Here is a 24966-nt window from a genome sequence, read left to right on the forward strand (position 1 = left end):
TACGCGAGTGACATGCCAAGGTTGGGGGCAGACTGCAAGTCAGCCTTTCCCGACCGGCGGAATTCTACGTAATTTGTCGCGCCTTGCAAAATTAACATCCGAAGGCATCGCAATCCAGGCAAAAAAGACCCTGGAGTCAGCTGCCCCGATAGGTGGAATAGGCGAAGGGGCTCAGCAGCAGCGGCACGTGATAATGCTGGTCTGGATGCCCAATCCCAAAGCGGATCGGGATCTGGTCAAGAAACAGCCCCTCGCCCTGCGCCTGGCCGCTCTGGCGCAGATAATCGCCCGCTTCAAAGACCAGCTCATATTCCCCGGCCCGCATCGCCTCCCCCGCCAGCAGTGGCGCATCGCAGCGTCCATCCGCATTGGTCACCACCCGGGCAAGCAGCATGCGCCCGTCCCCTTCAATGCGCCACAGGCTGATCGCAAGCCCCGCTGCCGGCTGCCCCCGCGCGGTGTCCAGCACATGTGTCGTCAGCCTGCCACCCATCTGCCGCCCCTCTCCTGATCAGTGCCGCCAGCAAAGCATGGCAGCGCCGCGCAGGCGAGTCTCCTGCAACAAGACCCGCAAGACCAGGAAGGAGTTTCGCGCAAAACAGAAAAGCCTTGCCGCCCGCCACGCGCTATTCTCCTGTGTGACAGCACTGCCGGAGCCCGTATCCATGACCCGCTACCCCGCGATTTCCGAGGCTATGGCCCCAATCCCCCCGATGCGGCCTGGCCCGGTGGCGCGAAGATCGCCATCTCGCTGGTGCTGAATTATGAAGAGGGCGGCGAGAATAACATCCTGCATGGCGATGCCGGGTCCGAAGCCTTCCTCTCGGATATCGCGGGCGCGCAGCCCTGGCCCGGCCTGCGCCACTGGAATATGGAATCGCTTTACGATTACGGCGCGCGGGCGGGGTTCTGGCGGCTCCACCGCCTCTTCACCCGGCGGGGGATCCCGGTCACGATCTACGGGGTCGCAACTGCCCTGGCGCGCAACCCCGAACAGGTGGCCGCGATGCAGGAAGCGGGCTGGGAGATCGCCAGCCACGGGCTCAAATGGGTCGAACATCGCGATATGCCCGAGGCGGATGAGGCCGCAGCGATTGCCGAGGCTTTCCGCCTGCATGAAGAGGTCACCGGGGCGCCGCCTTCGGGCTGGTATACCGGACGCTGCTCGATGGACACGGTGCGGCTTACGGCAGAGACACGGCGCCTGGCCTGGATTTCCGACACTTATGACGACGATCTGCCCTGGTGGCTGACCACCGGCGACCATGATCAACTGGTGATCCCCTATACGCTCGAGGCAAATGACATGCGCTTTGCCACTGCGCCGGGCTATATCACCGGCGAGCAGTTCTTCACCTATCTGAAGGACAGCTTTGATGTGCTTTATGCCGAAGGCGTCGCGGGTCATGCGAAGATGTTTTCCATAGGCCTGCATAACCGGCTGATCGGGCGGCCCGGAAAATTTGCCGGCCTGCAGAAATTTCTCGATTACGCGCAGGGTCATGAGGGCGTCTGGTTTCCCCGCCGCATCGATATTGCCGATCACTGGCGGCGCATCCATCCGCCGGTCGCGCAGGACCGCCCCTCGCAAATGTCGCGCGAGGCGTTTGTCGCCCGGTTCGGCGGCATTTACGAACATTCGCCCTGGATCGCGGATCAGGCCTGGGAGCTGGAGCTTGGCCCCGCCCATGACAGTGCTGCGGGGCTGGCCTCGGCGCTGGCCCGCGCCTTCCGCCGCGCATCCCCCGAGGCACGGCTTCAGGTGCTGCGCGCCCATCCCGATCTCGCCGGCAAACTGGCCGCCGCGAAACGGCTGACGGCGGAAAGCACCTCCGAACAGGCCTCGGCGGCGCTTGATGCCCTGACCGATGCCGAGCGCGAAACCTTTAAGCGCCTCAACACCGCCTATACCGCGCGCCACGGCTTTCCGTTCATCATCGCGGTCCGTGACAACACCAAAACCTCGATCCTCGCCGCGTTTGAGGCCCGGCTCGCCAATGACAGCGAGACCGAGTTCAGGACCGCCTGCACCCAGGTGGAACGCATTGCCACCCTTCGTCTGAAAGGCCTCCTGCCATGACCACACGCAGCTATTACGCTCCCGAAGGCGGCCTGCCCCCCCAGACCCGGCTGATGACCGGAAGGGCCGTGTTCACCGATGCCTATGCGGTGATCCCGAAGGGCTGTTTCTCCGACATCCTCACCAGTTTCCTGCCGGGATGGGATAAAACCAGGCTCTGGCTGATCGCCCGCCCGATGTCGGGCTTTGCGGAAACCTTCAGCCAATATGTGATGGAGGTCGCGCCCGGCGGTGGCTCCGCGACCCCCGAACCCGATGCCGGCGCCGAGGGCTGGCTCTTCTTCACCGGAGGTCTCGCCACCCTGACGCTGAACGGCGAGGGCTATGAGATGGAAGCAGGCGCCTATGCCTATATCCCGCCCGGCACCGCCTGGACGCTGTTTGCCGGAGGCCGCAGCCCCGCGCGGTTCCACTGGATCCGCAAACTGTGGGAGCCCGCACCGGGCCTGACGCCCCCCGACCCCATCGTGATCAATGAGCGCGATATCGCACCGACCCCGATGCCCGAGACAAACGGCGCTTGGGCCACCACCCGTTTTGTCGCGCCCGAGGATCTGCGCCATGACGGCCATATCACCGTCGTCACCTTCCAGCCCGGCGGCGTGATCCCGTTTGAAGAGACCCATGTCATGGAACACGGTCTTTACGTGCTCGAAGGCAAGGCCGTTTACAAACTCAACCAGGACTGGGTCGAGGTCGAGGCGGGCGATTTCATGTGGCTGCGCGCCTATTGTCCCCAGGCCTGCTATGCCGGCGGCCCGGGCCCGTTCCGTTACCTGCTTTACAAGGACGTCAACCGCCACGCGAAACTGCGCGGCCCCGGCGCCTTCGGCAGCCCGTCCGGGCGCTGAAACCCGCCCCTTTTCATCTGTCTGAAAATATCCTCGGGGGTCCGGGGGGCCGAGGCCCCCCGGCGCTCACCACAAGCATAAAGGCCGCCATGGAGATCCACCCAGAACCCCTGACACCCGAAGCCTTCGCCCCCTTCGGCGACGTTCTTGCGGCAACCGGCCCCCATCGCCTGATCAATGACGGTCTCTGTCAGCGCCATCATGACCTTGCCCGCCTCGATTTCGGCGAAGACAGTTCTCCGCCCGGCCGCGCCGGTATCTCGGTTTTCAAGGCCGCGCCCCGCGCCCTGCCCTATGAATTTGACCTGATCGAGCGCCACCCGGATGGCTCACAGGCCTTCATCCCGATGTCGGATCAGCCCTTCCTGGTGATCGTCGCCACGGGCCCGGGCGCGACGCCCCGCGCATTCCTGACCAATGGCGCGCAAGGCGTGAACCTGCATCGTGGCACCTGGCATGGGGTGCTGACGCCGCTCAGCGCGCCGGGGCTGTTTGCGGTCGTGGACCGGATCGGTGAAAGCCGCAATCTCGAGGAATACCGCTATTCGCACCCCTGGCTGGTGGTGAAAGCGGGGCTCCCCCCGCAGCGCCGGGCATTTAGGTCAGGAGGAAGATCAGATCCCCGGCATCGGAAGGCCCAGCCTCGCCGCAAGCGCCGCGAGGGTCGCGGTCTGATCAGGCGCCCAATCCGCGTTGCGGGCCAGGAACAGGGTTGCCTGGCTTTGATGGATCAGCCCTTCCGGGAGGATTTTCAGGTGGTTGGCGCGCAGCGTCTCGCCCGACGAGGTGATATCGGCAATCGCCTCGGCAGTGAGGTTTTTCACCGTACCCTCCGTCGCGCCCTGGCTGTCCACCAGCGCATAATCGGCGACGCCATTGGCGGTCAGGAAGTCGCGCACGAGGCGGTGATATTTCGTCGCGATCCTGAGGCGAAACCCGTGTTGCGCCCGGAAGGCGCTTGCGGCAGCATCCAGATCATCCAGCGTATCGACATCGACCCAGGCCTGGGGCACCGCGATCACCAGATCGGCATGGCCAAAGCCAAGCGGCTGCCAGTCGGTCACCTGGGCGCGCCACGCCGCCAGCTTGTCGCGCACCAGATCCGATCCGGTCACGCCCAGATGAATGCGGCCCGCCGCCAGCTCGCGCGGGATCTCGCCGGCGGAAAGCATCACCAGCTCGACCCCGTCGATCCCGTCGATCCGGCCGGAATATTCCCGCTCATTTCCGGTTTTCCCCATCGCGAGCCCGCGCGCGCCGAACCAGTCGAAGGTCTTTTCCATCAGCCGGCCCTTGGACGGCACCCCGATCTTCAGCATCAGATTGCCCCTTTCAACCGCGCCACCAGTTCGGGGCGGATGATGCCCCCGACGGCGGGGATCGAGCCGCCCTGGCCCAGATGCGCCGTCAGCGCGTCATAGCGCCCCCCCGACGCCACCGCCGGCAGGGCCGGATCGGCGGCCGCCAGGGTGAAGACAAAGCCGTCATAATATTCCAGCGTGGTACGGCCATGACTTGCCTCGAAAGGCAGGGTTTCGACATTGACGCCGCGCGCCTTCAGCGCTTCGAGCCGCGCGGCAAATCGTTCAATCGCCGGGGTGATCGCGGGCAGCATGGGCGCAATCCCGCGCAGATGGGCGAGCGCCGCCAGCGAGGGCGCCTGGAGCGTCAGCAGATCATAAAGCAGCGCGGCCTCGGTCGCAGCGATGGGTGGCGTCGCCGCATCTTCGATCAGCGCGGCGGCACGTCCGGCGATATCTTCGGCAGAGCGCAGGCCGACAAGCGGGCCCGCAGCCTCGATCAGCGCCTCTGGCGCATCGGATTTCAGACGATCGAGCAGCGCGGCCCGGGCCGGAGACGGTGCCGCACGCCCCGCAAAACGGTCGAGCAGCGCGCGAAACCGCTTAGGGCGCCAGATATGGCGCAAGAGGGCCGCCTTGCGCCGGTCTGACGTCGAAAGCCCGCGCACGGCAGCCATCAGGATGCCGATATCGCCGGTGGCCGGGCGCAGGGCCAGCGGCGCCATCAGGTCGGAAAACAGCGCGAAGACCTCGGCATCGGCCTCGGGCGCGGCGCGGTCAAACACCTCGAACCCGACCTGGAGATATTCGCGGGCGCGGGCATCGGGGTCTTCCTGGCGGCGAAAGACCTCGCCCATATAGGCATAGCGCGCAGGCTCGGCCCCGTCGCGCATATGGGCCTCGACCACCGGCACGGTGAAATCGGGGCGCAGCATCATCTCGCCAAGGGTCGGATCGGCGGTCACATAGGCGCGGGCGCGGATATCCTCGCCGTAAAGATCCAGAAGCGGGCCGGCAGGCTGCAGGATCTCGGTCTCGACCGCCACGGCACCGGCGGCGAGAAGCTGGCCGTAAAGCTCGTCGGCGACTGCGCGGATGGCGGCCCTGTCACTGGCGGAAAGCATCATTGCCCCAGCATCTTGCGCACAGTCGCGACGAGATCGCCGCGCGGGGCTTCGACCTGCGCAGGGCGGTCTTTCCATTCCTCAAGCGTGGCATTCTCGGCGATTTTCGCGCCGAGGATCAGGTCTTTCAGCACCACTACGCCACGCGCCGCCTCGTCCGAGCCCTGGATCACCGCCACCGGGCTTTGGCGTTTATCCGCATATTTCAGCTGGTTTCCGAAATTCTTCGGATTGCCGAGATAGACCTCGGCACGGATGCCTGCATTGCGCAGGTCCGCGACCATCGACATGTAATCGGCCATGCGGTCACGGTCCATCACGGTCACGACGACCGGGCCAGTGGTATCCGCCGCCACGCGGCCTTTCGCATGCAGCGCCGCTAGGAGCCGGTCGACGCCAATTGACACGCCGGTCGCAGGCACCGCCTGGCCGGTGAAGCGTTTCACCAGATCATCATAACGCCCGCCGCCGGCGACCGAGCCGAACTGGCGCTTGCGGCCCTTTTCGTCGAGGATTTCGAAGGTCAGCTCGGCCTCGAACACCGGGCCGGTGTAATAGCCCAGGCCGCGCACCACGCCCGGGTCGAGCACGATCCGGTCAGGCCCATAGCCCTGGGCATCGAGCAGCGCCGCGATGGTTTCCAGCTCATTGACGCCCTCGGCGCCAAGCGCTGAGGCACCGACCAACTCGCGCAGACGCGCAACCGTCTCCGCGCCACTGTCGCGTTTGGCGGAAACGAAGCCCATCACCACCTCGGCCTGCTCAGACGACAGCCCCGCGCCTTTGGTGAAATCACCGCTCTCGTCCTTACGGCCTTCTCCCAATAGTGCGCGCACCCCCGCATCGCCCAGCCGGTCGATCTTGTCGATGGCGCGGAGCACAATGCCGCGCTCGGCCTCGAACCGGGTGGCGTCGGACGGGTCGAGAACCCCCGCGACCTCCATCACGCCGTTCAGCACTTTGCGGTTATTGACCTTGACCACATAATCGCCGCGCGGGATGCCGACCACTTCCAGCGCATCCGAGAGCATGGCGCAGATCTCGGCATCGGCGGCGACCGAGCCGGTGCCGACCGTATCGGCGTCGCATTGGTAGAACTGGCGGAACCGGCCCGGGCCCGGCTTTTCATTCCGCCAGACCGGCCCCATCGCATAGCGGCGATAGGGCGAGGGCAGATCATTGCGATATTGCGCCGCAACCCGCGCGAGAGGCGCGGTCAGGTCGTAGCGCAAGGCCATCCAGGCCTCATCCTCATCCTGCCAGGCGAAGACCCCCTCATTCGGGCGGTCAACATCGGGCAGGAATTTGCCAAGCGCCTCGACGGTTTCCACCGCCGATGTCTCCAGCGCCTCGAACCCGTAGCGATGATAGACCCCGGCAATGGCGTCGAGCATCGCCTTGCGTTCGGTGACCTCGGCCCCGAAATAATCACGAAATCCCTTGGGGGTCTCGGCCCGGGGGCGGCGGATCTTGCCTTCGGACATGGGTCTTGCCTTCGGATAGAGGAGCCTTTGCGGGCGATTGCGGCCCGGCGACAGTTGCTGCATCCTCTAGCGGATGGGGCAAGAGGCGACAAGCGGGGGATAGTATGGCCACGACAGAGGCGGTGGAGGAGCGGATCGCGCATCTGATCCGGGCGGTGGATGACCTGTCGGATGTGGTGGCGCGCCAGGATCGCGAGATCACCCAGCTGAATCGCCGGGTGCATATGCTGATGGAGCGCGAGGCCGAACGCGAGCAGATGGCGGGCGAGGCCCCGGCTGCGAACCAGCCGCCGCCGCATTGGTGATGGCGGGGGAAAGCTGCGCTGACCCGGTGCAGAAGCATTGCGGGCAAAAGCGTTGCGGGCTGGAAGGTCTGCCGGGCCATTGTCAATTGGGGGGCACAGGCGCGCAGACATCGGCTGGCCCGAAACTCTGGTCTGAACTCTGGCCTGAAACTCTGGCCTGAAACTCTGGCCTGAATTCTAACACATTTGGGCGAAAAGCTCTCCCCGAGATCTGATCCGGTGATTGTACCATGCTGAGCCCATTTTTCCTTTGCCTCGTCTTCCTTATCAGCGCCCTGCCCGCCCCCGGCATGGCCGATCTGCCGCGCCCGCTGGATAATCGGCACATGATGCGGATGGTGCTGGATGAGATGCATAAGCAGGCGCCGGATCTGGCGGAGCGCTATGCCGAAAACCTGAACCGACGCATAATTCCTGGAAAAATTCCCAATATCGGGTTGCAGGACCTGACGGTCAGCCTGCGCGAGGAAACGGACGGAGCCAGGCGCGAACAGTTGGTACAGGCCTTCGCGTCAGAGTTGCTGAAGCAATATGAGGAGAACTCCGCCCGCAGCAGGGCCCGTCCTGCGCCCACGCCACCACAGCCCGGGCTGATCGTGCCCCGGATCATGCTGAAGGGTGACCTTGATGCCTGGGACGCAAAGCCCTGGAAGAGGAAGAATGGCGTCAGCACAGCCCTCACGGAACAGTTTCAGGTGCACTGGGGGATGTGGCAGCGCATTTCGGACAAGGGATACAATTATCATTTTACGCCTGAATGTCTGAAAAGGCGCGTCGGACATTCGGCCTGCAATCGCAGGGAAACCGTCAATGCAGGGCTGGCCAATCTTACGGCGATGACAGCCGGCCTGCCTGCACAGATCCTGGAAGGGGGGCGTATCTACATGGTTATGGGCGACGACGCCTGGAGCCTCATGCTGCAAAACGCGTTCCGGGAGTCGAACGCAGCCCCTGGTTCGCGGATCGTCGCCGCAATGCCTCGCACAGATCTGATCTTATGGGTCACGGACCCTGACGGGAATGATCTTGCCGATCTGCGGCAACTCACGGGGTGGGCCATGAGCTACGCAAAGGACGCCGATGCAGTCCAGGCCAGATACAAGGCCGATCTCTGGGCGCGGCATGCCGCGTCACCCGACAGATTTCCCCCCCGACTGATCATCATCCAGAATCTCTCAGCCGATCTCATGACCCGCATCGGGCCACAGCTCTGGGACAATGCGGGCTGGGCGGTGCTGGCAGAATAGGTCTCAGACCTCTTCGACCATCACCACGCCCTGCATCGCCTTGATCGCGCCCCGTATCTGCGGGCTGACCGGGTAAGGGTCGGGCAGCAAGAGGTCGATCTCGCGCCCTTCTTCATCCGGCACACAAAGCGTGATGCGGCCGCGCATTCTGCCTTCGGATTTCCCAAGCAACAGCGCGATGGAATTCACCGCCTCGGGCCGGTCGATATGGATGCGGATGTCAGCCGCCTCGGCTTTCGCCGCCACGCGCTCGATGGGTTCCACGCCATTGGCCAAAAGCTTCACGCCCTCGCCTTCCGGGTCAACCTTGACCGTCAGCACCACATTGCAACCGGGTTCCAGAAACTCGCGGCAGGCCTCCAGCACATCCGAGAAACAGGTGACCTCGTAAAGCCCGGTCGGATCCGAGAGGGAGACAAAGGCAAATCGGTTGCCCTTGGCCGATTTGCGTTCCTGGCGCGCCGAAACCGATCCCGCAATCTTGGCAATACAGGTGCCTTTCGCCAACGCCCTTTTGGTGATCTCGGCCAGGGTCTCGACCTTCTGACGTTTCAGCGCGGGCATGTAATCATCCAGCGGATGGCCGGAAAGATAGAAGCCCACCGCCTGATGTTCATGGCCCAGCCGTTCCACCGGCAGCCAGTCATCGCGGAAGGGGATGCGCGGCTCCGGGATATCCGAGCCCGAAGACCCAAACAGCGAGACCTGGGCGGATGCCGCCGCCTCATGCACCGCCGCCGACCAGGCGACCAGACCATCGAGCGCCTCGAAGATCCGGGCGCGGTTGGGGTCAAGCTGATCAAAGGCGCCGGCACGGGCCAGCATCTCCATCGGGCGCTTGCCGATCTTTTTCAGATCCACCCGGCGGGCAAAATCGAAGATCGTGGCGAAAGGCCTGTCGCCACGCGCGGCGACGATAGACCGCATCGCCTCGACACCGACATTCTTCAGCGCGCCAAGCCCGTAGACCAGTTGCTGATCCTTGACGGAAAAAACCGCGAGCGAGCGGTTGACGCAAGGCGGCACGACCCTGACCTCCATCCGGTCCAGCTCGCGTTTGTAGACTGCGAGCTTGTCGGTCAGATGGATATCGCAATTCATCACGCCGGACATGAATTCGACCGGGTGGTTCGCCTTCATCCAGCCGGTCTGGTAGCTCACGACCGCATAGGCGGCCGCGTGGGATTTGTTGAACCCGTAATTCGCGAATTTCTCCAGCAGGTCAAAGACCTCGCCGGATTTTTTGGTGTCGATCTGGTGGGTAGCGGTGCAGCCCTCGATGAATTTGGGCCGCTCTTTCGCCATTTCCTCGGCGATCTTTTTCCCCATCGCGCGGCGCAACAGGTCGGCGCCGCCAAGCGAATAGCCCGCCATGACCTGGGCGATCTGCATCACCTGTTCCTGGTAGACGATGATTCCTTGTGTCTCTTTCAGGATATGGTCGATGGTCGGGTGGATCGATTCCAGCGCGCGGGTGCCGTTCTTCACCTCGCAATAGGTCGGGATGTTTTCCATCGGGCCGGGTCGATACAGAGCCACCAGTGCAACGATATCCTCGATACAGGTCGGCTTCATGCGCCGGAGCGCATCCATCATGCCTGAGCTTTCCACCTGGAAGACCGCAACCGTGCGCGCGGCGGAATAGAGGTCATAGGTCGGTTTGTCATCAAGCGGGATATGCCCGATGTCGTTTTCCGCACCCTTTGGCGGCTCGTAAAGCTGCGTGCCATCCGGGCCGATATGCAAAGGCCGCCCGGCCTCAAGCACCTGGCGGATCGCATCCTTGATCACCGTCAGGGTCTTCAGCCCGAGGAAGTCGAACTTCACCAGCCCCGCCGCCTCGACCCATTTCATATTGAACTGGGTGGCGGGGGTATCGGAGCGCGGATCCTGATAAAGCGGCACCAGCTCATCCAGCGGCCGGTCGCCGATCACCACACCGGCAGCGTGGGTGCCGGCAGAGCGGTAAAGCCCCTCGACCTGTTCGGCATATTTCAAAAGCCGCGCGACAACCTCTTCTTTCGCCGCCTCGCGCAGACGCGGCTCATCCGCCAGCGCCTTGGTGATCGAGACCGGCTTGACCCCTTCGACCGGGATCATCTTCGCCAGCCGGTCCACCTGGCCGTAGGACATCTGCAGCACACGCCCGACATCGCGCACCGCCATTTTCGACAGCAACGCGCCAAAGGTGATGATCTGCGCCACTTTGTCATGGCCGTATTTGTCCTGCACATAGCGGATCACCTCCTCGCGGCGATCCATGCAGAAGTCGATGTCGAAGTCGGGCATCGAGACCCGTTCTGGGTTCAAAAACCGCTCGAACAGCAGCGCATAGCGCAGCGGATCAAGGTCGGTGATCAGCAGAACATAGGCGACGAGGCTGCCCGCCCCCGAACCCCGCCCCGGCCCGACCGGAATATCATGGTCCTTGGCCCATTTGATGAAATCGGACACGATCAGGAAATAGCCGGGAAAGCCCATACGCTCGATGATCGAGAGTTCGAATTTCAGCCGTTCTTCATATTCCTCGCGCGGCGCGGCGAGCGGAATCACGGCGAGGCGTTTCTCCAGGCCGTCCCAGGCCTGGCGCCGCAGTTCCTCGACCTCATCTTCTGCGAAAACCGGCAGGATAGGTTTGCGCTTATAGGCCATGAAGGCACAGCGGCGCGCGATCTCGACGGTGTTTTCCAGCGCCTCCGGCAGATCGGCAAACAGCGCGCACATCTCGGATTCGGATTTCAGATAATGCTGCGGCGTCAGCCGGCGGCGCGGCTCCAGCTGGTCGACATAGGCGCCTTCCGCGATGCAGATCAGCGCGTCATGCGCCTCATACATGTCGGTTTTCGGGAAATAGACGTCATTTGTCGCAACCAGCGGCAGGTTCAGCTCATAGGCCAGCTCGATATGGCCGCGCTCGGACAGGGCTTCGGCCTGCGGCAGCCGCCCGCCCTCGCCCGGATGGCGCTGCAATTCGATATAAAGCCGGTCGGGGTAGATCGCCGCCAGCTTTTCCACCAGCGCCCGCGCCTTCGGCATTTGCCCGCCCTGCAACAGCCGCCCCAAAGGCCCGTCCGGCCCGCCGCTCAGACAGATCAGCCCGGCGCTGTGGGCCGCCAGCTGATCCACCGTCACCTGCACCAGCTGCCCCGCCTTGCCCAGATAGAGGCAGGAATTCAGCTTCATCAGATTCTCATAGCCCGCCTCGGTCTGCGCCAGCAGCACAAGCGAGGCCGGCAGGCGCGGCTTTTCGCCCGGCGCCGCCGGATCATATTCCAGCGCCACCTGACAGCCGACGATGGGCTGGACCCCGGCATCCTTGCAATGGCTGGAAAACTCCAGTGCGCAGAACATATTGTTGGAATCGGTGACCGCGATGGCCGGCATCCCGGCGCCCGCCGCCAGTTTCACAAGCTTCTTGACCGGGATCGCGCCTTCCAGCAGCGAATGTTCGGTATGGGTGCGAAGATGGATGAATTTGGGGGCGCGTGACATGGCGCCAGTCTAACCCCGCCCCGCCGCGCAAGGAAGGGTCGAAAGACAGGCGCGGCGGCCTGCGCAGAAAACCGGCAGCCGCTTTCGCGTCTCGCGATAAACTCTTTCTATCATCCGATTAATAATTTTTCTTGCCAGCCCATCCGCAGCCCGGCTTGATGAGGTGATAAGCAAAGGGGCGCACCGCCTGGCCCTACGCCGCATCGGGCCGGCAGGCACAGACCCCGCCACAGGGAGTATCGCGGCGGATTGAAGAATGACCGGTATCAGTTTCTGGCTGAACGGAGTTGAAACCCAAATCCCGGAGGCCGAAAGCCCCACAAGGACGCTGCTCGACTGGCTGCGCGACACAGGCGGGCTGAAAGGCACGAAAGAGGGCTGCAACGAAGGCGATTGCGGCGCCTGTACCGTCATCCTGCGCGACGAGACCGGCGCCCGCGCGGTCAATGCCTGCATCCTTTTCCTGCCACAACTCAAAGGCAAAGCCATCCGCACCGTCGAAGGCATCACCGGCCCCAAGGGCGAGATGCATCCCGTCCAGCAGGCCATGATCACCCATCACGGCAGCCAATGCGGCTTTTGCACGCCGGGCTTCATCGCTTCGATGGCCGCGGCCCATCTGAACGGCGACCGGAGCCACGATGACAACCTCGCCGGCAATCTCTGCCGCTGCACCGGCTATGCGCCGATCCTCCGCGCCGCCCGGGCTGCCGAGACCGCCCCCATCCCCGACTGGCTTGAAAAAGATGCCGATTTCATCTGTCCGGAAATATCCTCGGGGGTGAGGCCAAAGGCCGAGGGGGCAGACAGCCCCCCTGACCCCGACCACCACAGACGCCCTCGCAGCCCTTTATGCCGCGACGCCCGAGGCCACGCTGATCGCCGGCGCCACCGATATCGGCCTCTGGGTCACAAAACAGCTCCGCTCCCTCTCACCGGTCATATTCCTCAACCAGATCAAAGACCTGCAAAGCATCACCGAAACCCCCGAAGGCCTGCGCATCGGCGCCATGGTCACCATCACCCGCCTGCGCGACGCGGTGAAAGCCAGCCATCCCGGCCTCGCAGAGCTCCTGCGCCGCTTCGCCTCGGCCCAGATCCGCAACACCGCCACAATCGGCGGCAATATCGCCAATGGCTCGCCCATCGGCGACGGGCCGCCCGCGCTGATCGCCGCCGGCGCCAGGCTGCATCTGCGCCAGGGCGACACAAGCCGCAGCCTCGCGCTTGAGGATTTCTTTCTCGATTACCGCAAACAAGACCGGCGCCCCGGCGAATTTGTCGAGGCGATCACCCTGCCCGCCGCCCCGGATCTGAGCTGCTACAAGGTCTCGAAACGCTTCGACCAGGACATTTCGGCGGTTTGCGGCTGTTTCAACATCACGGTGACCGGGGACCGCATCACCGCCGCCCGCATCGCCTTTGGCGGCATGGCCGCCATCCCGAAACGCGCCCACGCGGCCGAGGCGGCGCTGATCGGCGCGGACTGGAGCGAGGCGACGATCCGCCATGCGATGCGCGCCATGGCGCAGGATTACCAGCCGCTTTCCGATATGCGCGCCTCAGCGGGCTACCGGCTTACTGTCGCGCAAAACCTCTTGCTGCGTTGCTATCTTGAGCGTTGCGGCATCGAGACCTCGGTGCTGAAGGTGGCGCCATGAGCATCGGGAAACCCCTCCCCCACGATTCCGCGCCTTTGCATGTGGCAGGAACCGCGCGCTATCTCGACGACATCCCCCTGCCCCAGGGCGCGCTGCATCTGGCTTTTGGCCTGGCCGGCATAGCGCGCGGGCGGGTTGACAGCATCGACCTCGCGCCCGTGCTGGCCGCGCCCGGTGTCGTCCGGGTGATTACGGCGGATGATCTGATCGCCGCTTTCGGCGCCGTGCCGGATTGTTCCCCTTCGACCCATGACGAGCCGCTGCTGAGCCCGGATGCCATCCATTTCCACGGCCAGCCGCTGTTTATCGTGCTGGCGGAAAGCCATCTCGCGGCACGGCGGGCGGCGCGGCTGGCCCGGATCGATTACCACGAGGAAAGCCCGATCCTGACCCTTGAAGAGGCGCTGGAAGCAGACAGCCGCTTTGAACAGGGGCCGGTGATCTGGGCGCGGGGCGATGCGGCGGCGGCAATGGCGGCGGCACCGCGGCGGATCGCGGGCCGCTTCCCGGTCGGCGGCCAGGAGCATTTCTACCTTGAGGGTCAGATCGCGGCGGCACTGCCGCAGGAAGACGGGATGCATATCCTGTCCTCGACCCAGCATCCGAGCGAGATCCAGCACAAGGTCGCCCATGCGCTGCATCTGCCGATGGCCGCGGTCCGGGTCGAGACAAGGCGGATGGGGGGCGGTTTCGGTGGCAAAGAAAGCCAGGGCAATGCGCTGGCGATTGCCTGCGCGGTGGCGGCGCGCCTGACCGGTCAGGCCTGCAAGATGCGCTATGACCGCGACGACGATATGGTCATCACCGGCAAGCGCCACGATCTCGAGATCCGCTACGAGGCGGGGTTCGATGATGATGGCCGGGTGCTCGGGATAGCGGTCACGCATCTTTTCCGCTGCGGCTGGAGCCAGGATCTGTCTTTGCCGGTGGCGGACCGGGCGATGCTGCATGCGGACAATTGTTATTTCCTGAAGGATATCCGGATCGAGAGCCATCGGCTGAAAACCAATACGGCATCCGCCACCGCCTTCCGGGGCTTTGGCGGGCCGCAGGGGATGATCGGGATCGAGCGGGTGATGGATCATATCGCATTCGCCCTCGGGCGCGAGCCGCTGGAGGTGCGGCGGATCAATTTCTACGAGCCGGCCATTGCAGCAGAGGAACCGGGTGGCCAGCCCCCCGGCGCGTCACGGAGTATTCCGGGCAGGAAGAAGGGCGGAGTTCAGACCACACCCTATCAGATGCCGGTCGAGGATTTCGTCGGGCAGGAGCTGGTGGCGCGACTGGTGCAAAGCTCGGATTATCAGGCGCGAAAGGCGGAGATTGCGTCCTGGAATGCGCGATCACAGGTGCTTAAGCGCGGGATTGCGCTGACGCCGGTGAAATTCGGGATTTCCTTCACCCTGACCTGGCTGAACCAGGCGGGGGCGTTGGTGCATGTCTACCAGGACGGCTCGGTGCATCTCAATCACGGTGGCACCGAGATGGGTCAGGGGCTGAACCTCAAGGTGGCCCAGGTGGTGGCGGAGGTCTTCGGACTTGAGGCAGGCGATATCCGCATCACCGCGACTGATACGGCGAAAGTGCCCAATACCTCGGCCACGGCAGCCTCGTCAGGGTCGGATCTGAACGGGATGGCATCGCGCGAGGCGGCTTTGGTGATCCGGGGGCGGCTTGCCGGTTTTCTGGCCGAAAAGCACCAGGTCGCGGTGGAGGCGGTGCGGTTCCAGGACGGGCTGGTGCGGGTGGCGGGCGAAGAATATCCTTTTGCCAGGGTCGCGGCCTGGGCCTATCAGGCGCGGATCTCGCTGTCTTCGACCGGCTTCTATGCCACGCCGAAAATCACCTGGGACCGGGTGAAGGGCCAGGGGCGGCCGTTTTTGTATTTCGCCTATGGCGCCGCGGTGAGCGAGGTGGTGATCGATTGCCTCACCGGCGAGAACCGCATTTTGCGCACCGACATCCTGCATGACACCGGATCGCCGCTGAACCCGGCGATTGATATCGGCCAGATCGAGGGCGCCTATGTTCAGGGCGCAGGCTGGCTCACGACCGAAGAGCTGGTCTGGGACCGCAAGGGCCGGCTGATGACACATGCGCCCTCGACCTATAAGATCCCGGCCTGTTCCGACCGGCCGCCTGTCTTCAATGTGGAGTTGTGGAACCGGCCCAATCGTGAAGCGACGGTGGGGCGCTCAAAGGCAGTGGGCGAGCCGCCTTTCATGCTGGGGATCTCGGTCCATGCCGCTTTGTCGGCGGCTGTGGCGGCCTGTGGTGCAGATGGCGGGGATAAACGGGTCTGGCCCGATCTGGCAGCGCCCGCAACGCCGGAGGCGGTGCTGGCCGCGGTGGAAAGGGTCAGGCGCGATGTTTGACGCGAGAATCCTGCGGGCAATAATTGCGGAACATGGGCCGGTGATCCGGGTGGTGATCGCCGGACATCAGGGGTCTTCCCCGCGCGAGGACGGGGCGGCGATGCTGGTCTGGGGCTGCGGCCAGCTGGGCACGATCGGCGGCGGCGCGCTGGAATATCTCGCCGTGACCGGCGCGCGGCAGATGCTGGCGGGGGCCGGGAATGGCGGGCTGACACGCCATGCACTTGGCCCGGGCCTCGGGCAATGCTGTGGCGGCGTGGTCGATCTTGTCAGCGAGCTTTGGGACGAGGCGCGGCTTGCCGGTGCGACCGGCCCGATCGTTGCGCGACCTGTCAGCCCGGAAGCGGGCGCGATGCCTTTCCGGGTTCGTCGTGCCCTGTCCCGGGCGCGCAATGGCCAGGGCTGGGAGGGCGGCCCGATCTGCGCCGGCGGCTGGCTGGCGGAGCCCCTGAGCGCGGCGGCCAGCCCGCTCTGGATCTGGGGGGCGGGCCATGTCGGACGGGCACTGGTCGCGGTCCTGGACCCTCTGCCGGATTTCGCGCTGACCTGGATCGACACGGCGCGCGCGCGCTTTCCCGACATCCTGCCCGAAGGCGTCGATGCGATCTGGGCGGAGGATCCGGCGCAGCTGGTGCGTCACGTGCCGCCGGGCGCTGACCATCTGATCGTCACCTTCTCGCATGCACTGGATCTCGATCTCTGCCACCTCCTGCTGGGGCAGGAGACCGCGGGAATCGGGCTGATCGGATCGGCGACGAAAGGGGCGCGGTTTCGCAGCAGGCTCCTGGCCCTTGGGCATAGTGCGGCTGAAATATCGCGCATCACCTCGCCGATTGGTGATATGAGCCTTGGCAAACACCCACAGGCCATTGCGGTTGGTGTGGCGGTGCAACTATTGAAACGGAAACGGGAATCCGGATTGGCCTCCGGTTCGGCAGCGGTGGAAAGGGCGGGGATCACGGATGACAGCCGGTTCGGATGAGCTTCTGCGGCTGGAGGGTCTGACCAAGGCCTATCCGGGTGTCATCGCCAACAGCGATGTGTCTTTCACCATCCGCGCGGGCGAGATTCACGCGCTTCTGGGCGAGAATGGCGCCGGAAAATCGACGCTGGTGAAGATGATCTACGGCCTCGTGCGGCCCGACCAGGGGCGGATGACCTTGCGCGGCCAGCCCTATGCGCCAGCGCGCCCCGCCGAGGCGCGGCGTCTTGGCGTTGCGATGGTCTTCCAGCATTTCAGCCTGTTCGAGGCGCTGACAGTCGCCGAAAATGTCGCCCTCGGGATGGAGGATCCGCCGCCGATGCGCGCCCTTTCTGCGCGGATCCGCGAGGTTTCCGAAGCCTATGGCCTGCCGCTTGATCCGGGCCGCAATGTGGGCGACCTCTCGGCGGGGGAAAGGCAGCGGGTCGAGATCATCCGCTGCCTGCTGCAGGATCCGAAACTCCTGATCATGGATGAGCCGACCTCGGTGCTGACCCCGCAGGAGGTGGAGATCCTGTTTCGCACGCTCCGGCAGCTGGCGGCGGCGGGGACCTCGATCCTTTATATCAGCCATAAGCTGGAAGAGATCCGGACGCTCTGTGATGAGGCGACGATCCTCAGGCGTGGCCGGGTGGTGGCAACCTGCACGCCGCGCGAGCGGTCAGCGCGTGAGATGGCGGAGCTTATGGTGGGCGCCTCGCTGGCGGTGCCGGCGCGACGCAAGGGCCAGAAGGGCGAGATCGCGCTGGAGGTGAATGATCTGTCACTGGCCTCGCCGATCCCTTTCGGCACTGCCCTCAAAGCGGTGGGCTTCGGCGTGCGAAAGGGTGAAGTGCTGGGGATCGCCGGAGTTGCGGGCAATGGCCAGGACGAGCTTTTGCTGGCCCTGTCGGGCGAAATACTGGCGCCGGCAGGCGCGATCCGGCTTGGCGGAACCGGGATCGGCACGCTTGGCCCGGCCCGGAGGCGTGCGGCGGGGCTGGTGGCCGCGCCCGAGGATCGCTACGGCCATGCGGCGGCACCGGATATGAGCCTTGTCGACAATGCCTGGCTGACCGCGTCAGTGCGGATGGACCTCTCGGATCGCGGCTTTATCCGCCGCGCCAGGACGCGGGACTTCGCCGAAGAGGTGATCCGCGATTATGATGTGCGGACACCAGGGCCCGATGTGGCAGCGCGGGCGCTGTCGGGGGGAAATCTGCAGAAATTCCTGATGGGGCGCGAGCTGAAACAGGGGGCCGATGTCATCGTGATCAACCAGCCGACCTGGGGGGTGGATGCCGCGGCCGCAAGCGCGATCCGGCAGAAGATCCTCGATTGCGCGGGCCAGGGTGCGGCCGTGGTGGTGATCAGCCAGGATCTCGACGAGCTGATGGAGATCGCCGACAGCTTTGCAGTGCTGAATGAAGGCCGTCTCTCGGTGCCGCGCCCGGTCGAGGGGCTGACCACCGAAGAGATCGGCCTGATGATGGGCGGGGCCCATGGGATGGAGGAGGCGCATCATGCGACCTGAAGCGCCGGCATCGGCCAGAGGACCGATTTCTGCACAGAAATCGTGCCAATTCCTGTGCAGGAATTGGTCGGTGCGGCAGGCGGGCGGGGGCGTCCCATGCTGAGGCTCGAGCGGCGCGCCACTCCGTCGCAGTTCTGGCTGTGGTTCACGCCGGTACTGGCCGTTTTCCTGACCATGGTGGCGGGGGGCTGCTGTTTGCGGCGCTCGGCTCCAATCCCTTTACCGTCATCCGGACCATATTCTGGGAGCCGCTCGCGGGGGCCAATGCCTCCTATTTCCGCGCCCAGCTCTTCATCAAGGCAGCCCCCCTGATCCTGATCGCCGTCGGCCTTGCCATGGGCTTTCGTGCCGGCATCTGGAATATCGGCGCCGAGGGCCAGTATATCATGGGTGCAATCATCGGCGCCTCGGTCGGCCTCGCCTTCTACCCGACGGAAAACCGGCTGATTTTTCCCGTGATGGTCGTGGCCGGCGCCTTCGGCGGCTGGGCCTGGGCCATGATCCCGGCCATCCTGAAAACGAAATTCAACACCAATGAGATCCTTGTCTCTCTGATGCTGGTCTATGTCGCCCAGGCGATCCTCGCCAAGGCGGCGTTCGGCTTTCTGAGAAACCCCGACGGCATGGGCTTTCCCGGCAGCCGCAATTTCTCGACCTATCCCGCCGCGCGCAATGTCGACCTGATCGAGCGCAGCGGGTTCCACTGGGGGGCGGTGGCAGCGCTTGGTGTGGCGGTGGCGGCCTATGTGCTGCTGACCCGCCACGGTATCGGCTTTCGCATCCGGCTTGCCGGCCAGGCCCCGCGCGCCGCACGGTTCCACGGTGTCAGCCCTGCCCGGCTGGTGATCTTTTGCCTCGGACTTGCCGGCGCGCTGGCGGGTCTTGCGGGGATATTCGAGGCCAGCGGCCCGTCCGGACAGATCACCGATAAATTCGCCACCGGCTACGGGTTCACCGCGATCATCGTGGCCTTCCTGGGCCGGCTGAACCCGCTGGGGATCATCTTGGCCGGGCTTTTGATGGCGCTGACCTATGTCGGCGGCAGCCTGGCCGAGTCGCGGCTGAACCTGCCCGCAGCCTCGATCCAGGTCTTTCAGGGCATGCTGCTCTTCTTCCTGCTGGGTGTCGATATGCTGACGAATTACCGCATCCGCATCGGCCGGAGCCTTCGCAAAGGAGCAGGCGCATGATCATCGGTGGTCTTGATGTGGCGATCCTGCTCGCCTCGCTGATGGTGGGCGCGGTGCCGATCCTGCTCGCGGCCCTTGGCGAGACGGTGGTGGAGCGTTCGGGCGTGCTCAACCTCGGCGTCGAGGGGATGATGATCATCGGCGCGGTTACCGGCTTTATCGCCGCCGTGACCTTGCAAAGCCCGGTGGCGGGCTTTGCCGCCGGAGCGGCCTGCGGCGCCGCCTTCTCGCTGGTTTTCGCGCTTTTGACCCTGGTATTCCAGGCCAATCAGGTCGCCACCGGCCTTGCGCTGACCCTTTTCGGGATCGGGGTCTCGTCGCTGGCGGGCCAGGGCTATAATGGCATCAAGCCGCCGGTCACCACGCCTTTAGACCTCGGGCCCCTGCGCGATATTCCCTTCCTCGGCCCGATGCTCTTTCGCCATGACTGGGTGGTCTATTTCTCGCTGCTGATGGTGCTGGTCACCTGGGTTCTGCTGAACCGCACCCGCGCCGGGCTGATCATCCGCGCGGTGGGAGAGAATCACGAAGCCGCGCATGCGCTTGGCTATAAGGTCAACCGGATCCGGCTTTTGTGCATCCTGTTTGGCGGCGCCATGGCCGGGATGGGCGGTGCCTATGTCAGCCTGGTGAGGGTGCCGCAATGGACCGACAAAATGACCAATGGCGTCGGCTGGATCGCCCTGGCGATTGTGGTCTTCGCCTCCTGGCGGCCCGGGCGCGTGCTCTTTGGCGCCTGGCTTTTCGGCGGGCTGATGGTGTTGGGGCCGAACCTCCAGGCCGCAGGCTATGCCATTCCGGTCGAGTATCTGACGATGGCGCCTTATGTCATCACCATTATCGTGCTTGTCATCATGTCCTCGGGGCGCGGCCGCAGCTTTGGCGCGCCGGCCTCTCTGGGACAAAATTTTCACGCCTCACGCTGAGGCATCTCTTGCCGGGGCCTGCCGCCCCGGCCCGAACGGGGAGACTACCCATGCAACGCAGAAACCTGCTGGCAACTGCCGCCCTCACCTTTGGCCTCGCGCTGTCAGGCGGCGCCGCCATGGCCCAGGGCCTGGAAAAGGTGAAGGCCTGCTTCATCTATGTCGGCCCGATCGGCGATGGCGGCTGGACCTATCAGCACCATCAGGGCGCCCTGGCCCTGGTCGAGGAATATGGCGACAAGGTCGAGATCGCCTGGCAGGAATCGGTCCCCGAAGGTGCAGATGCAGAACGCGCGATCACCCAGTTTGCGCTGGACGGCTGCAATATCATCTTCACCACCTCTTTCGGCTTCATGGATGCGACCCAGGCCGTCGCCGCTCAGTTCCCTGATATCAAATTTGAACATGCCACCGGCTTCAAACGCGATCAGCCGAATGTCTCGACCTATGACGCACGCTTCTATGAAGGCCGCGCGGTCATGGGCACCATCGCGGGCCACATGACCAAATCGAACAAGATCGGCTATATCGGCTCCTTCCCGATCCCCGAGGTCATCCAGGGCATCAATGCCTCGTTCATCCATGCGAAGAAGGTGAACCCCGATGTCACCATTTCGGTGGTCTGGGCCTATACCTGGTTCGATCCGGCGAAAGAGGCTGATGCCGCCAAGGCCCTGATCGACCAGGGCGTCGACGTGATCCTGCAGCACACCGATTCCACCGCACCGCTGGCCGAAGCCGCCAAGGTTCCGGGCGTGATCGGCTTTGGTCAGGCCTCGGATATGTCGGCCTACAAACCCAGCCCCCGCGTCTCGGCCATCATCGACAACTGGGCGCCCTATTACATCAAGCGCGTCGGCGCGCTGATGGATGGCACCTATGAGCAATCGGCAGCCTGGGAAGGCATCGCGGGCGGCGAAGTCGAGATCGGCGAGATCACCGACGCCGTCCCGGGCGAGGTGAAAGCCGCTGCCGAAAAGGTTCGCGACGATATCGCTGCCGGCACCTGGCACCCCTTCACCGGCCCTCTGAACAAGCAGGATGGCTCGGCCTGGCTGGCCGAGGGCGAAGTGGCAGATGACGGCGTGCTCGCGACGATGAACTTCTATGTCGAAGGCATCACCGGCGACATCCCGAACCAGAACTGATCGGGGTTCTCCCCTGAGGCCCGCCGCTCCGGCGGGCCTTTTCATTGGCGTCGCGCCCTGCGCGACTGCCACCCGATGCGGCCGCGACAACGGGGCCGGGCTTGACTTCTTCTCATGAGGCGCGTTTTACCGGGGCCTGGAAAAACACCTCGGAAAGGGGACTGATGATGCACGCCTATCGCAGCCATACCTGTGCGGGCCTCGCACGCGCCAATGTCGGCGAAAATGTGCGTCTCTCGGGCTGGGTACACCGTGTGCGCGATCATGGCGGCGTGTTGTTCATCGACCTGCGCGACCATTACGGCATCACCCAGGTGCTGGCCGACAGCGACAGCCCGGCTTTTGCCGAGCTGAACAAGGTGCGCTCGGAATGGGTGATCCGCATCGACGGGCGTGTGAAAGCGCGTGACGAAAGCCTCGTGAACGCAAAGATCCCGACCGGCGAGATCGAGGTCTATGCGACCGGCGTCGAAGTGCTCGGCCCGGTTGACGGCGACCTGCCGCTGCCGGTCTTTGGCGAGACCGAATACCCCGAGGAAACCCGTCTCACCTACCGCTTCCTCGATCTGCGGCGCGAGACGATGCATAAGAACATGATCCTGCGCTCCAACGTCGTGCGCTGGCTGCGCAACGCGATGTGGGACCAGGGCTTCAACGAATTCCAGACCCCGATCATCACGGCCTCCAGCCCCGAAGGCGCGCGCGACTTCCTCGTGCCCTCGCGCCTGCATCCCGGCAAGTTTTACGCTTTGCCCCAGGCACCACAGCAGTTCAAACAGCTGATCCAGGTCGCAGGCTTTGACCGCTATTTCCAGATCGCGCCCTGCTTCCGTGATGAAGACCCGCGCGCCGACCGCTCGCCGACCGATTTCTACCAACTCGATATCGAGATGTCTTTCGTCACCCAGGAAGACGTTTTCGCGACCGTGCAGCCAGTGCTGCAGGGGCTGTTCGAAGAATTCGGGGGTGGCCGCAAGGTCTATGCCGACTGGCCGCTGATCTCGTATCGCGACAGCCTGAAATGGTATGGTTCGGACAAGCCGGATCTGCGCAACCCGATTAAAATGGTCGATGTGTCGGAGCATTTCCGGGGTTCCGGCTTTGCGATCTTCGCAAGCCTCCTGGAAAATGAAGGCACCGAAGTGCGCGCCATCCCCGCGCCGACCGGCGGCTCGCGCAAATTCGCCGACCGCATGAACGCGTTTGCGCAGAAAGAGGGCCTGCCGGGCATGGGCTATATCTTCTGGCGCAAAGCCGAAGATGGCTCGACCGAACCCGCCGGCCCCATCGCCAAAGCCATCGGGGCAGAGCGGACCGAAGCCATCCGCACCGCGCTGGGTCTGGATGTCGGCGACGCCGTTTTCTTCCTCGGCGGCAAGCCCGATGTGTTCGAATCCGTCGCTGGCCGCGCCCGCAACGAGATCGGCCGCGAGCTGAAGCTGACCGAAGAAAACAGCTTCCGCTTTGCCTGGATTGTCGATTTCCCGATGTATGAGAAGACCGAGGAGGGCAAGATCGACTTCTCGCACAACCCCTTCTCGATGCCGCAAGGCGGGCTTGAGGCGCTGTCGGGCGACCCGCTGAATGTCTATGCCTATCAGTATGATCTGGCCTGCAACGGCTATGAGATCATCTCGGGCGGCATCCGCAACCATAAGCCGGAAATCATGTATAAGGCGTTTGAACTCGCCGGTTACCCGAATTCCGAGGTCGACAAGCGGTTCGGCGGCATGGTCAAGGCGTTCAAATATGGCGCGCCGCCCCATGGTGGCTGTGCGGCGGGGATCGACCGGCTGGTGATGCTCCTGGCAGATACCACCAATATCCGCGAGGTCATCATGTTCCCGATGAACCAGCGCGCCGAAGACCTGCTGATGAACGCGCCTTCGGACCCGACCAATGATCAGCTGCGCGAATTGCGGCTCAGGGTGATCCCGAAGGACGCATGATGTATCAGGCCACGGTCCCCGTCTTTCGCCATTCCCTTTCGCGCATTGCGGATATGGTGGCGATTGCGGGGCCCGAGGCGCTGGATCAGCCTTTCCAGGACATGACGGCCCGCCAGCGGTTTTCCATCGCGGCGGGCCTTTCCATTGAAATCAGCTTTCCGCTGGCGGGGCGTGATCTGCCGGATTTGCCAGAGGCGCTCGGGCCGCGTCTTGCGGTAGCGCGGGCCTTGCTGGGCGGCATGAAGCCAACCGAGTTTGACCCCGACCCGTCTCGCAGGATCCGGCGGCAGATCAACGGGATCTTGCTGGATCTTTCAGCCGGTGACTTCCTGCATCTCTTTGGCATGCCGTCGTTTTTCTTTCAGATCGCGCTTGGCTATGCCGGGCTCCGCGCGGCCGGTGTTGCGCTGAGCGAGGCGGATTTCAACGGGTTCGGCCCTCCGTCACCCTAAGGCCAGTCACACGCTGGAAATCAGTCCAGATCGCATGGGCGCTTGCCCGCTGCAAGGACGCTGCCTAGCGTCGCTCTGGTAAGTCAATGGAGGGCGAGCAATGCAGAATGATCAGACCAGGACAGGACCGGTCTGGGGCGAAGCCCTGCCCGGCTGGACACCGCCGCCTTTGCCTGCGGGTCTCGCGCTTGAAGGGCGCAGCGTGCGGCTTGAGCCGCTCTCGGCCTGGCACCATGCGGCCGAGTTGCATGACAGTTTCGCCGGACATGACCGGCTCTGGGACTATATGGGCTATGGGCCTTTCGCCACGGCGGCGGATTATCACCGCTGGACCGAAGCCTCTGAGGGAGACAGGGATCCGTATTTCCTTGTGCTGCGCGATCTGGAGACCGGACGCGCCGGTGGTGTCGCCTCTTTCCTGCGGATCGCCCCGGACAGCGGGTCGGTCGAGGTGGGCCATATCTGCATTTCGCCCGCTTTGCAGCGCAAGGTGGCGGTGACCGAAGCGATGCATCTGATGATCGGCTGGGTCTTTGCCGCCGGATATCGCCGCTATGAGTGGAAATGCAACGCGCTGAACCTGCCCTCGCGCAGCGCGGCGCAGCGGCTGGGCTTCAGCTTTGAGGGCGTTTTCCGCCAGCATATGATCGTGAAGGGTCACAGCCGCGATACGGCCTGGTTCTCGGTGATCGACAAGGAATGGCCGGCGCTGGAGGCAGCGCATAAGGCCTGGCTTGATCCGTCGAATTTCGACATCGAAGGCCGGCAGAAGACCCGCCTCTCGGATCTGACACGCCCTTTGCTGGCGGTCCGGGATCCGGGGCTTTTGTGAACCGGGACGGGGCATAACGCGAAAGCTCCGGTCGGTAAGGTCTGCCCCTGTACA

General features: G+C 64.2%; 17 protein-coding genes and 3 pseudogenes. 15 read left to right on the top strand and 5 right to left on the bottom strand.

Annotation, left to right across the window (positions count from 1 at the left end; all coding sequences use genetic code 11):
* Window positions 1-136 precede the first annotated feature (136 nt).
* On the bottom strand, window positions 137-493 hold the full coding sequence (gene uraH, locus QNO18_RS16740; protein ID WP_283178605.1) for a hydroxyisourate hydrolase: 357 nt from the start codon (window positions 491-493) through the stop codon (window positions 137-139).
* Between the two features lie 168 nt (window positions 494-661).
* On the opposite strand from uraH, the gene puuE reads away from it, so the two are divergent.
* From puuE to QNO18_RS16755, 3 genes and pseudogenes are all read left to right on the top strand, one after another.
* Complete coding sequence (gene puuE / locus QNO18_RS16745) at window positions 662-2080, top strand: allantoinase PuuE (RefSeq protein ID WP_283178828.1); 1419 nt, start codon at window positions 662-664, stop codon at window positions 2078-2080.
* Window positions 2077-2931 carry a bifunctional allantoicase/(S)-ureidoglycine aminohydrolase gene (locus QNO18_RS16750; protein WP_283178606.1) on the top strand — a complete coding sequence of 285 codons (855 nt, stop codon included), beginning with the start codon at window positions 2077-2079 and terminating at the stop codon, window positions 2929-2931. Before puuE ends, QNO18_RS16750 begins: the two co-directional genes overlap by 4 nt.
* Before the next feature lie 89 nt (window positions 2932-3020).
* Window positions 3021-3494 (top strand): annotated as a pseudogene (locus QNO18_RS16755) (ureidoglycolate lyase); the annotation flags it as partial.
* A 51-nt stretch (window positions 3495-3545) separates the two neighbouring features.
* On the opposite strand, the gene hisG reads toward QNO18_RS16755, so the two are convergent.
* Genes hisG through hisS form a run of 3 tightly spaced genes read right to left on the bottom strand, consistent with a single transcriptional unit; the run spans window position 3546 to window position 6840 of the window.
* Window positions 3546-4253, bottom strand: a complete 708-nt coding sequence (hisG, locus tag QNO18_RS16760; protein WP_283178829.1) for an ATP phosphoribosyltransferase — start codon at window positions 4251-4253, stop codon at window positions 3546-3548.
* Window positions 4250-5356, bottom strand: a complete 1107-nt coding sequence (locus QNO18_RS16765; protein WP_283178830.1) for an ATP phosphoribosyltransferase regulatory subunit — start codon at window positions 5354-5356, stop codon at window positions 4250-4252. Before QNO18_RS16765 ends, hisG begins: the two co-directional genes overlap by 4 nt.
* Complete coding sequence (hisS, locus tag QNO18_RS16770; protein ID WP_283178607.1) at window positions 5356-6840, bottom strand: histidine--tRNA ligase; 1485 nt, start codon at window positions 6838-6840, stop codon at window positions 5356-5358. Before hisS ends, QNO18_RS16765 begins: the two co-directional genes overlap by 1 nt.
* 104 nt (window positions 6841-6944) lie before the next feature.
* Between hisS and QNO18_RS16775 the strand changes: the two genes are divergently transcribed.
* Together QNO18_RS16775 and QNO18_RS16780 are read left to right on the top strand one after the other, a co-directional pair.
* Window positions 6945-7145 carry a SlyX family protein gene (locus QNO18_RS16775; protein ID WP_283178608.1) on the top strand — a complete coding sequence of 67 codons (201 nt, stop codon included), beginning with the start codon at window positions 6945-6947 and terminating at the stop codon, window positions 7143-7145.
* 230 nt (window positions 7146-7375) lie between these two features.
* Window positions 7376-8392, top strand: a complete 1017-nt coding sequence (locus QNO18_RS16780) for a hypothetical protein (RefSeq protein ID WP_283178609.1) — start codon at window positions 7376-7378, stop codon at window positions 8390-8392.
* A gap of 3 nt (window positions 8393-8395) precedes the next feature.
* Here the strand turns inward: QNO18_RS16780 and dnaE are convergent, their stop codons facing one another.
* The gene (dnaE, locus tag QNO18_RS16785) at window positions 8396-11884 is read right to left on the bottom strand and encodes a DNA polymerase III subunit alpha (RefSeq protein WP_283178610.1); all 3489 of its coding nucleotides are present in this window, start codon (window positions 11882-11884) and stop codon (window positions 8396-8398) included.
* A gap of 256 nt (window positions 11885-12140) precedes the next feature.
* Here dnaE and xdhA point away from each other — a divergent pair.
* From xdhA to QNO18_RS16835, 10 genes and pseudogenes are all read left to right on the top strand, one after another.
* Window positions 12141-13545 (top strand): annotated as a pseudogene (xdhA, locus tag QNO18_RS16790) (xanthine dehydrogenase small subunit).
* The gene (gene xdhB, locus QNO18_RS16795) at window positions 13542-15920 is read left to right on the top strand and encodes a xanthine dehydrogenase molybdopterin binding subunit (RefSeq protein ID WP_283178611.1); all 2379 of its coding nucleotides are present in this window, start codon (window positions 13542-13544) and stop codon (window positions 15918-15920) included. Before xdhA ends, xdhB begins: the two are co-directional and overlap by 4 nt.
* A complete protein-coding gene (gene xdhC / locus QNO18_RS16800; RefSeq protein WP_283178612.1) occupies window positions 15913-16902 on the top strand; it encodes a xanthine dehydrogenase accessory protein XdhC in 990 nt (329 codons plus the stop codon). The genes xdhB and xdhC overlap by 8 nt, the downstream gene beginning before the upstream one ends.
* A complete protein-coding gene (locus QNO18_RS16805; protein WP_283178613.1) occupies window positions 16883-18415 on the top strand; it encodes an ABC transporter ATP-binding protein in 1533 nt (510 codons plus the stop codon). The genes xdhC and QNO18_RS16805 overlap by 20 nt, the downstream gene beginning before the upstream one ends.
* A 96-nt stretch (window positions 18416-18511) precedes the next feature.
* Window positions 18512-19605, top strand: a pseudogene (locus QNO18_RS16810) (ABC transporter permease).
* Window positions 19602-20531, top strand: a complete 930-nt coding sequence (locus QNO18_RS16815; RefSeq protein WP_283178614.1) for an ABC transporter permease — start codon at window positions 19602-19604, stop codon at window positions 20529-20531. Before QNO18_RS16810 ends, QNO18_RS16815 begins: the two are co-directional and overlap by 4 nt.
* A 50-nt stretch (window positions 20532-20581) precedes the next feature.
* Window positions 20582-21679, top strand: coding sequence for a BMP family ABC transporter substrate-binding protein (locus QNO18_RS16820; RefSeq protein WP_283178615.1), 1098 nt, complete (start codon window positions 20582-20584; stop codon window positions 21677-21679).
* Between the two features lie 167 nt (window positions 21680-21846).
* Window positions 21847-23628, top strand: coding sequence for an aspartate--tRNA ligase (aspS, locus tag QNO18_RS16825; protein WP_283178831.1), 1782 nt, complete (start codon window positions 21847-21849; stop codon window positions 23626-23628).
* Window positions 23628-24080, top strand: coding sequence for a DUF1993 family protein (locus QNO18_RS16830; RefSeq protein WP_283178616.1), 453 nt, complete (start codon window positions 23628-23630; stop codon window positions 24078-24080). Before aspS ends, QNO18_RS16830 begins: the two co-directional genes overlap by 1 nt.
* Before the next feature lie 100 nt (window positions 24081-24180).
* On the top strand, window positions 24181-24912 hold the full coding sequence (locus tag QNO18_RS16835) for a GNAT family protein (RefSeq protein WP_283178617.1): 732 nt from the start codon (window positions 24181-24183) through the stop codon (window positions 24910-24912).
* Window positions 24913-24966 lie beyond the last annotated feature (54 nt).

Origin of the sequence: Gemmobacter sp. 24YEA27, from assembly GCF_030052995.1 — a bacterium.
In the GTDB taxonomy this organism is placed as follows: domain Bacteria; phylum Pseudomonadota; class Alphaproteobacteria; order Rhodobacterales; family Rhodobacteraceae; genus Pseudogemmobacter.